Source organism: Streptomyces sp. NPDC013157 (genome assembly GCF_042899865.1).
GTDB lineage: Bacteria > Actinomycetota > Actinomycetes > Streptomycetales > Streptomycetaceae > Streptomyces.
This window is the reverse complement of sequence record NZ_JBIBAK010000009.1, coordinates 344156-353258: the sequence shown is the minus strand read 5'-3', so window position 1 is coordinate 353258 and position 9103 is coordinate 344156. Positions and strand designations below refer to the sequence as shown.

At 70.6% G+C, this 9103-nt stretch carries 12 protein-coding genes; 9 read left to right on the top strand and 3 right to left on the bottom strand.

The window, feature by feature from the left end:
- Positions 1-200: 200 nt before the first annotated feature.
- Both ACFY6U_RS27260 and ACFY6U_RS27255 read right to left on the bottom strand, forming a co-directional pair.
- Positions 201-1223 carry a LacI family DNA-binding transcriptional regulator gene (locus ACFY6U_RS27260; RefSeq protein WP_390042321.1) on the bottom strand — a complete coding sequence of 341 codons (1023 nt, stop codon included), beginning with the start codon at positions 1221-1223 and terminating at the stop codon, positions 201-203.
- Between the two features lie 107 nt (positions 1224-1330).
- Positions 1331-2110 carry a response regulator transcription factor gene (locus ACFY6U_RS27255; protein ID WP_294005126.1) on the bottom strand — a complete coding sequence of 260 codons (780 nt, stop codon included), beginning with the start codon at positions 2108-2110 and terminating at the stop codon, positions 1331-1333.
- Positions 2111-2289: 179 nt separating this feature from the next.
- On the opposite strand from ACFY6U_RS27255, the gene ACFY6U_RS27250 reads away from it, so the two are divergent.
- The 8 genes from ACFY6U_RS27250 (at position 2290) to ACFY6U_RS27215 (ending at position 7602) form a co-directional block, all read left to right on the top strand.
- Positions 2290-3126, top strand: coding sequence for an alpha/beta hydrolase (locus ACFY6U_RS27250; protein ID WP_390042320.1), 837 nt, complete (start codon positions 2290-2292; stop codon positions 3124-3126).
- Between the two features lie 63 nt (positions 3127-3189).
- Entirely contained in the window at positions 3190-3444 is a 255-nt protein-coding gene (locus ACFY6U_RS27245) for a MoaD/ThiS family protein (RefSeq protein WP_390042318.1), read from the top strand.
- A gap of 9 nt (positions 3445-3453) precedes the next feature.
- Entirely contained in the window at positions 3454-4524 is a 1071-nt protein-coding gene (locus ACFY6U_RS27240) for a hypothetical protein (protein WP_390042317.1), read from the top strand.
- 246 nt (positions 4525-4770) lie between these two features.
- Entirely contained in the window at positions 4771-5508 is a 738-nt protein-coding gene (locus ACFY6U_RS27235; RefSeq protein ID WP_390042315.1) for a DUF2993 domain-containing protein, read from the top strand.
- 200 nt (positions 5509-5708) lie between these two features.
- Entirely contained in the window at positions 5709-5789 is an 81-nt protein-coding gene (locus ACFY6U_RS27230) for an Ms5788A family Cys-rich leader peptide (protein WP_350751515.1), read from the top strand.
- Between the two features lie 122 nt (positions 5790-5911).
- Positions 5912-6751, top strand: coding sequence for a sulfurtransferase (locus ACFY6U_RS27225; protein ID WP_390042313.1), 840 nt, complete (start codon positions 5912-5914; stop codon positions 6749-6751).
- 41 nt (positions 6752-6792) lie between these two features.
- Complete coding sequence (locus ACFY6U_RS27220) at positions 6793-7080, top strand: DUF1416 domain-containing protein (RefSeq protein WP_093501297.1); 288 nt, start codon at positions 6793-6795, stop codon at positions 7078-7080.
- Between the two features lie 258 nt (positions 7081-7338).
- Complete coding sequence (locus ACFY6U_RS27215; RefSeq protein ID WP_294005149.1) at positions 7339-7602, top strand: DUF3099 domain-containing protein; 264 nt, start codon at positions 7339-7341, stop codon at positions 7600-7602.
- On the opposite strand, the gene ACFY6U_RS27210 is transcribed toward ACFY6U_RS27215, so the two are convergent.
- Entirely contained in the window at positions 7599-8522 is a 924-nt protein-coding gene (locus tag ACFY6U_RS27210; protein ID WP_390042311.1) for an alpha/beta hydrolase, read from the bottom strand. The two genes, ACFY6U_RS27215 and ACFY6U_RS27210, sit on opposite strands and share 4 nt — an antisense overlap.
- 42 nt (positions 8523-8564) lie before the next feature.
- On the opposite strand from ACFY6U_RS27210, the gene ACFY6U_RS27205 reads away from it, so the two are divergent.
- A complete protein-coding gene (locus ACFY6U_RS27205; protein WP_390042309.1) occupies positions 8565-9041 on the top strand; it encodes a MarR family winged helix-turn-helix transcriptional regulator in 477 nt (158 codons plus the stop codon).
- Positions 9042-9103 lie beyond the last annotated feature (62 nt).

The window sequence follows — 9103 nt, the reverse complement described above, 5'->3', positions numbered from 1 at the left end:
CGATATAAGGAACCTTCTCGCAGGTCGCGGACGGTTCTCAGACGCCGTTCATGAAGTTCTTGCTGTGGATTTTCGGGCGCGGGCCGGTGGGGGCTGGTCGCGCAGTTCCCGCGCCCCTAAAAGCAGGGCGCTGCGCTGAGCGCCCCTTTAGGGGCGCGGGGAACTGCGCGAGCAACCACGACGCACGGTTCGCCGAAGTACTACTGGCACCCGCAGGACCCACGCACCACCAGCCGCGACGGAAACGTCTTCAGGCGTTCCCTCCGCGACCCCGCCACGCGCAGGCCGTCGTCGAGGACCAGGTCCACCGCCGCACGGGCCATCGCAGGGCGGTCCGAGGCGATCGTCGTGAGCGGGGGATCCGCCAGCGCCGCCTCCTTGATGTCGTCGAAGCCGGCCACCGCCAGCTCCCCGGGCACGTCGATGCGCAGCTCCCGCGCCGCCCGCAGCACGCCGAGGGCCTGGTCATCGGTGGAGCAGAAGATCGCCGGGGGGCGGGTGGGGCCGGAGAGGATGTCCAGGGCGATCCGGTACGCGTCGTACCGGTTGTACGGCGCCTCGAACAGCCGGCCCTCCGTCGGCAGGCCCGCCTCGGCCATCGCCCGCTTCCAGCCCTCGACGTGGTCGGAGACCGGGTCGCCGACGGCCGGCGTCTCCGCCGTACCGCCCAGACAGGCCACGTACTCGTAGCCGTGCTCCAGCAGATGGCGGACGGCGAGCTGGGCGCCGCCGAGGTCGTCCGTCACCACGGCCACGTCGTCGATCGCCTCCGGCCGCTCGTGCAGCAGCACCACCCGGGCGTCCCAGGCCTCGATCTCGGCGGCGGCCAGGTCGTTCAGCGCGTGGGAGACGAGGATGAGGCCCGAGACCCGCATCCCGAGGAACGCGCGCAGGTAGTGGACCTCGCGCTCGCCGACGTAGTCGGTGTTGCCGACCAGCACCATCTTTCCGCGCTCGGACGCGGCCTGCTCGACCGCGTGCGCCATCTCGCCGAAGAACGGCTGGCGGGCGTCGGGAATGATGAGGCCTATGAGGTCGGTGCGCCGGGATGCCATCGCCTGGGCGACCCGGTCCGGGCGGTACCCCAGTTCCTTGATCGCCGCGAGGACACGCTCGCGCGTGGCCGGGGCGACCGGCCGGGGTCCGTTGTTGATGACATAACTGACAACGGCGGTGGAAGTCCCCGCCAGCCGCGCCACATCATCCCGAGTCACCTTGGCCACGCGCGGAGTCTACGCGGATGGACCCGCTCTGGGCAGGGCGAATCGAAGCTTCGCTTGCGTAAGCAATGCCCCGTCCGGGCGAGGGCCACGCCTCGCCCGGACGACGACTACGCCTCCGCCGGTACCTCGACCGCGTCCAGGGCCGCCGATGCGTCCGCATCCTCCGGCTTTGGCCGGTCGGCGTGCGCCTTGGCGGCCTCAGCGGCCCGGTCGCCCTTCTCGGGCGTAACGAATCGATAACCGACGTTCCGGACGGTTCCGATCAAGGACTCGTGCTCCACGCCGAGCTTGGCGCGCAGCCGTCGTACGTGTACGTCGACGGTCCGGGTGCCGCCGAAGTAGTCGTAGCCCCAGACCTCCTGGAGCAGCTGTGCACGAGTGAACACCCGGCCGGGGTGCTGGGCGAGGTATTTGAGCAGCTCGAACTCCTTGAAGGTGAGGTCGAGGACCCGTCCCTTCAGCTTCGCGCTGTACGTCGCCTCGTCGACCGACAGGTCGCCGTTGCGGATCTCCATGGGGGAGTCGTCGGCGACGATCTGCTGCCGGCCCATGGCCAGCCGCAGCCGGGCCTCGACCTCGGCGGGGCCCGCGGTGTCGAGGAGGACGTCGTCGATGCCCCAGTCGGCGGTGACGGCGGCGAGCCCGCCCTCCGTGACGACGAGGATGAGCGGACAGCCGGGGCCGGTGGAGCGGAGCAGCTGGCAGAGGCTGCGGACCTGCGGGAGGTCACGGCGGCCGTCGATCAGGATGACGTCGGCACCCGGGGTGTCGACGAGGGCGGGCCCTTCCGCCGGTGCGACCCGCACGTTGTGCAGGAGCAGCCCGAGGGCCGGCAGCACCTCCGTCGACGGCTGGAGGGCGTTGGTCAGGAGCAGCAGAGAACTCATTTGTCTGGTTCCTCCTCGGTCCCTGCGAGGACTGTGTGCAATGACACTGCGCTGCGCTCCCGATGTTCCGTACATCCGCGGTCACCTGGAGTTTCCCGCTTCGTATACAGCCCTTCCGAAAGCACAAAAGGACCCGGTGGCGGCGCTGCCCGAGTCCTCTGCCCAGCAGAATAGCCCACATGAGCATCGGTCCGGCAGGTCATGTGGCACGTTCCGCCGTTCGTCCGACATATGAGACGACCAGAAACGCCTCTATGCGGACGTTTCTGTGCACGGACGACGGGGTTTCCATCGATTCCGTATACGATCCCGCCTCCGTCGTATACGACGGCTCCCGGCCACCTTCCCGTGACCTGGTGTTCGTCATGGCCCACGGTTTCACGGGAGACGTGGACCGGCCACACGTACGACGGGTGGTGGCCGCCCTGACGGATTACGCGCCGGTGGTCAGCTTCTCCTTCCGCGGCCACGGCCGGTCCGGCGGCCGCACCACCGTCGGCGACCGCGAGGTCCTCGACCTGGCGGCGGCGGTGGCCTGGGCCCGGGACCTCGGCCACGCGCGCGTCGTCACCGTCGGCTTCTCGATGGGCGGCTCGGTGGTCCTGCGGCACGCGGCGCTGCACGCCGGTGCGGACGCGGTCGTCTCCGTGTCGTCCCCCGCCCGCTGGTACTACCGGGGCACCGCCCCCATGCGCCGCCTCCACTGGCTGGTCACCAGACCGGAGGGCCGTCTCGTCGGCCGCTACGGCTTCCACACCCGGATCCACCACCGCGACTGGGACCCGGTGCCGCTCTCCCCGGTGGAGGCGGTGCCGAAGATCGCCCCGACCCCGCTGCTGATCGTGCACGGCGACAGCGACGGCTACTTCCCGGTCGACCACCCCCGGATGCTGGCCGACGCCGCAGGTGGCGCCGCCGAGCTCTGGCTGGAGCCCGGCATGGGCCACGCCGAACACGCGGCGGACGATGCGCTGCTGGCCAGGATCGGCGACTGGGCGGCGTCCCGGGCGGGCTAGCCTGACCCAGTACACAGGTACACAGCCGACTGATTGTTCTCATCGAGTCTCTTGAGGAACCGCATGCCCAAGGTCACGGTGCGCTACTGGGCCGCCGCGAAGGCCGCGGCCGGCATCGCCGAGGAGCCGTACGACGCGGACACCCTCGCCGAGGCGCTGGCCGCGGTGCGCACGCGACACCCCGGGGAACTGGCGCGGGTCCTGCGGCGATGCTCCTTCCTCATCGACGGTGACCCCGTGGGCATGCGCGGACATGAGACGGTACGGCTGGCCGAGGGCGGCACGGTCGAGGTGCTCCCGCCGTTCGCAGGAGGGTGAGCGAGAGCGATGACCAACCAGCCGTACGAGCCGTACGAGGGATACGACCCCTACCAGCAGCAGGCGCAGCCCCCTGCGCAGCCGCAGTGGGGGTACGAGGAGCAGCAGTACGCCACGCAGCAGTGGCAGGGCCAGACCTGGGAGACGCAGACGCACGCCCCGGTGCAGGCCGCGGAGACGGCGTACCTGCCGCCGCAGTCGTACGAACGGCCGTACCTCGCCGAGCAGCAGCAACAGCCGCCGCAGGCGTACAGTGCCCCTCCCGCCGCCCCTGCGCCTGCTCCCGCCGAGACCGACTCGGGCTACGGTCCCGCCACCCTCGCCGGCAACGCGCGCATCACGGACGCCCAGCGGGCCCGGCTGGAGGGCCGCTCGCCGATCATCGAGCCCGGCATGCAGCCGGCGCTGCTCACGGCGGTGCTGGGCCTGCTGCTCGCGGTGACGGCGCCGATCTCGTCGTACGCCCTCCTCGTCCCCCTGGTGATCCTCCAGGCCGTGACGGCGGCGGGCTGGTTCCGCCTGAACGGCATGTGGCCGGCCCGGCAGGGCATCGCGCTCGCCTTCCTGGGCGGGGTCACGGCGGACGTGGCGGTCCTGGTGGCGGGCCGCGACCAGGCCCCGGCGGCGATCCTCGGCCCGCTGGGCATCTGGGTCCTGCTCACGCTCGTCCTCCAGCTGCGCTCGCACGCGGACCCCGACACCCGTATGTACGGCCTGATGGCCACGGTCGCCTCCTCCGCGCTGGCGATCATCGCGACGGGGTACCTGGGCGCGGACCCCGACGCGGTGTCGGTCGGCGCGGCCGCGGTCGCGGTGGCCGTCCTGGCACGGGCGCTGCCCCTGCCGACCCCGGCCTCGGTGGTCGTGTCCCTGCTGGCCGCGGCCGGTGCGGGCATCGCGGTGGGCGGTATGACGGGGCTGGGCGCGAAGGGTGCGCTGATCGGAGCGTCGGCCGCGGTCTGCGCCCTCGCAGGCCACCGCGCGGCGAGCTACGACTACCCGTCGAGGTTCGTCCACTTCACAGCGGGCGTCGCCCTCCCCCTCACGGCAGCGGCCCCGGTGGTCTGGATCCTCCACTAGGTCACGTCAAGGCGCCGCGCAGGGCAGCTGACCTGAGGGGCGCGGGGAACTGCGCGACCAGCCCCCACCGGCCCGCACGCGGACCATGCACCGGTTCCCCCGATGCGGGGGCCTGGGGGCGGCAGCCCCCAGCACCACCAGCGCCCCCAGTGTCACAGCTGCTCGACAATTCGCCGTCGGCCCGCCCCCGCAGGGTTAGCGTGGCGGGACCGACGTGAGCAGCCGACCCCGGGGGAAACCGACCACATGCGTGCACTGCGAATCCTTCTGATCGTCGTCGTAGTCCTCGGCGTCCTCTTCGTGATCGTCGACCGCGTCGCCGTGCACTTCGCCCAGGGCGAGGCCGCCGACAAGCTGAAGACGACGGAGAACCTCGCGAGCACCCCCGACGTCTCCATCAAGGGCTTCCCGTTCCTCACCCAGGTCGCGAGCGGCACCCTCGACGACGTGCACGTCGGCATCAAGGACTACGACGCCACCACCGGCACCACCGGCAAGACCATCCGCATCGAGGACCTGAACGCCGACATGAAGGACGTCACCTTCACCGGCGACTACAGCTCCGCCACCGCGCAGACCGCCAACGGCACCGCGCTCATCTCCTACGCCGAGCTGCTGAAGAACGCCCAGACCGCACCCACCGACCTCGGCCTCGGCTTCACCGGCCAGGTCGTCGGGCTCTCCGACGGCGGCAACGGCAAGATCAAGGTCGCCGTCGACGTCACCGTCCCCGGCGTCAGCGCCCACCAGAAGGTGAACGTCCTCAGCACGGTCACCGTCAAGAACAACACCGTGCAGGTGCACGCCGACAACCTCCCCAAGCTCGCCGGTGTCAGCCTCGCCGAGGACCGCTTCCGTCAGGCCTCCGACTTCCAGCAGGCCATCAACCAGCTCCCTGGCGGTATCAAGCTGGACAAGGTGCAGGCCGAGAAGGACGGCGTGGAGATCGCGGTGAAGGGTTCGAACGTCAGGCTGGCCGGGTAGGAGGCGGCACGGCGGCACCGGCGCCGGTCCACCACGCGAGACGGCTGTGTCCGTACAGTAGATGCGATGACCGACACCGGCGCCTGGCCGCCCCGGAAGCACGCCTCGCCACCTTCCGGCGTCCCACAATTCGGACGATCGCATCTCACCATACGATATGCCGGTGACATGCCCGGTTATCCGTCCCTACGATCGAGCCCATGAAGCGTCAGGCGGATCTCACGAAGCGGCGGGCAGTCGACCTGTGCCGCGTCGCCGCCATGCTCTGTCGCCCCTTCTGACGGCGGAGGCCGCGCCGCCTCCGCATCCCCCCTGCCCTCCCTGCCGAGGGCATCCGTGCGCGCTGACGCGCACGCACCCGCACTCGCACGCCCCGCCGCACCTGCCCCGGAGGAGAAAGAGCATGAGCCGCAGCGACGTCCTGGTCGACGCCGACTGGGTCCAGGACAACCTGGACAACCCCGAGATCGCGATCGTGGAGGTGGACGAGGACACGTCCGCCTACGAGAAGAACCACATCCGAGGCGCGATCCGCATCGACTGGACCAAGGACCTGCAGGACCCGGTCCGCCGCGACTTCATCGACCAGGAGGGCTTCGAGAAGCTCCTGTCGGCGAAGGGCATCGCCAACGACACGCTGGTGATCCTCTACGGCGGCAACAACAACTGGTTCGCGTCCTACGCCTACTGGTACTTCAAGCTCTACGGCCACGAGAACGTCAAGCTCCTCGACGGCGGCCGCAAGAAGTGGGAGCTGGACGCCCGCGAGCTGGTCGAGGAGGTCCCGGAGCGCACCGAGACCACCTACAAGGCCAAGCCGCAGAACACCGCGATCCGCGCCTTCCGCGACGACGTCGTGGCGGCGATCGGCTCGCAGAACCTCGTCGACGTGCGGTCGCCCGACGAGTTCTCCGGCAAGCTGCTCGCCCCGGCCCACCTGCCGCAGGAGCAGTCGCAGCGTCCGGGCCACGTCCCGTCCGCCCGCAACATCCCGTGGTCGAAGAACGCCAACGACGACGGCACCTTCAAGTCGGACGACGAGCTCAAGGAGCTCTACGCCGAGGAGCAGGTCGACCTCGCCAAGGACACCATCGCGTACTGCCGCATCGGCGAGCGCTCGGCCCTGACCTGGTTCGTCCTGCACGAGCTGCTCGGTGTCGAGAACGTCAAGAACTACGACGGCTCCTGGACCGAGTACGGCAGCCTCGTCGGCGTCCCGATCGAGCTCGGCGCCAACAAGTAACACCCCTCAGACCGACCGTTCAAGACCTCTGGAGTATCAGCATGTGTGGAGCGAAGGCCGGCGGCCCGGACCCCTCGACGATCAAGCCCGGTGAGACCACGATCCAGGGGCAGGTGACGAAGGACGGCGAGCCCGTGGTCGGCTACGTCCGCCTGCTCGACTCGACCGGCGAGTTCACCGCGGAGGTCCCCACCTCCGCCACCGGACAGTTCCGCTTCTACGCGGCGGAGGGCACCTGGACCGTCCGCGCCCTCGTCCCCGGCGCCACCGCCGACCGCACGGTCGTCGCCCAGCAGGGCGGCCTGGCCGAGGTCGCGATCGCGGTCTGAGCACACCCGAAAGGGCCGCACCTCCCGGATCACACTCCGGAGGGTGCGGCCCTTCGCCGCTTCCGTGCCCCTGGCCGACCTGCCCTGGATGCATGCCGGCCCGTCGCCGTCGCATGGCCCCTTCTTGACGCGTCGCTCGCACTGCTTCGCAGGCTTCGTGACGCTGCGCCGGACTCCGTCCGTCGGCCCTTGGGGGGGGGGGCTCGCACCCGTTGCCCGTCCCGTGCCCGACGCCCCTGGCCGACCTACCCTGGATGCATGCTGGCCCGTCGCCGTCGCGTCTACTTCGTCATGATGGGGATCTGCATCGGTCTCTTCGTCCTGGCGTGGGCAGTCGTGCGTATCTGGTCCGTCCCCGCCGCCGTGGGGATGTGCGTGGTGGCCATGGTCATCCCCCCGGTCGCCGCGATGGTCGCGAACCGTCGCGGACCCGACGACCGCTGGTGGGACGACCCCTCCGGTGATCCGCAGTCGGACGAGTGGTGGGACGAGCTGGACGGCAAGAAGCGGCCGAGGTCCTAGCTCTCCTGGTCGGCTTTCGCGGCGCGGACCCGCTGGGTGAGGAAGAGGGCCGCGCGGTCCAGTGCCTCGTCGGCCTCGTCCAGGACGCCGGCGAACGACTGGAACACGTGCGGTACGTCCGCGGTGATGTCGAGGACGACGTCCACTCCGGCGGCCGTCGCGCGCGCGGCCATGCGGGTGGAGTCGTCCAGGAGGACCTCGTTGGTGCCCACTTGCAGGAGCATCGGCGGGAGGCCGGTCGGGTCGGCGAGGACGGCAGGGCTGAGCAGGGGGTGGCGGGGGTCCTGGCCCGCGCGGTACATGGCCCCGGTGTGTTCGAGGGACTCCCGCGTGAAGAACGGGTCGATGCCTGCCTTGGTCGTCATGCTCTCTCCGGTCCTGGTGGCGTCGAGCCCGGCCGAGAACGCCACGATCGCCGCGGGCATCGGGAGTCCCGCCTCGCGCGCGGCCAGGCAGGTGGTGATGGCGAGGCCACCGCCCGCGGAGTCCCCCGCGAACGCGATGGCCGAAGGGTCCAGGCCGCTGTCCAGCAGCGCGCGGTAGGCGCTCACCGCGTCCTCGACCGCGGCCGGGAACGGGTGCTCGGGAGCGAGCCGGTAGTCCAGTGAGAGGGCCCGGAACCCGGTCCTGGCCACGAGGTTGCCGGTCAGGGACAGTGCGGTCTCGGGTGAGCCGAACACGAAGGCGCCCCCGTGGAAGTACAGGAGCGTGGCCGTGTCCGCCACCGCCCCGCCGGCCGGTTCGACCAGCAGCGCCGGGCGCGGGCCCAGGGTCGTGGCCGTGGTACGGATCCCGTCCGGGACCCGCATCCCGGCCATCAGCTCCCTGAATCCGGCCCGGATCTCCTCGACCGACTGCGGGCCCTCGGGCCGAGGCTGCCGCACCATCGCGTCGATCATCGCGCGCTGTTCCCTGCTCATCGCCGCTCCCCTTCGCATGTATATGCCGCTACAGTATATGCCGTGGCATATAAATCAAGCGATGGCACCGACGCTCTCCTGGGCTTCTTCCACGACCTCGTCCGTTGTGAGACGCGTCTGTACAACGCTCTCAACGACCGGCTCCGGGAGCGGCACGCAATCGTCACCTCGCAGTTCGAGCTGCTGCGCCACCTCCGCGACCGTCCGGGGTGCCGGGTGGGGGACCTCGCCGCCGGGTTCGCCATCGGGGTCGGCGCGACCAGCAAGAGCGTGGACCGCCTGGAGAAGCAGGGCTGGGTCGTCCGGCAGGCCAATCCCGCGGACCGCAGGTCGTCGCTGCTGGCGCTCACCGAGGACGGCACGGCTCTCGTCGACGCGGCGGAGACCACAGCCGGCGAGCTGCTCGCCGAACTGCTCACGGAGACCTTGGGCGGGTCCGCACTGCCGGCCGTCGCGCAGACCTTGTCGAACCTCCGCTCCGCACTGGAACGCGACGACGTCGGCACGCCCACCGGCTGACCGGACCCCGATCGTGTGACGCACGCCACGGGAACCCGCCCCGCCGCTTGGACAAGGCTTGA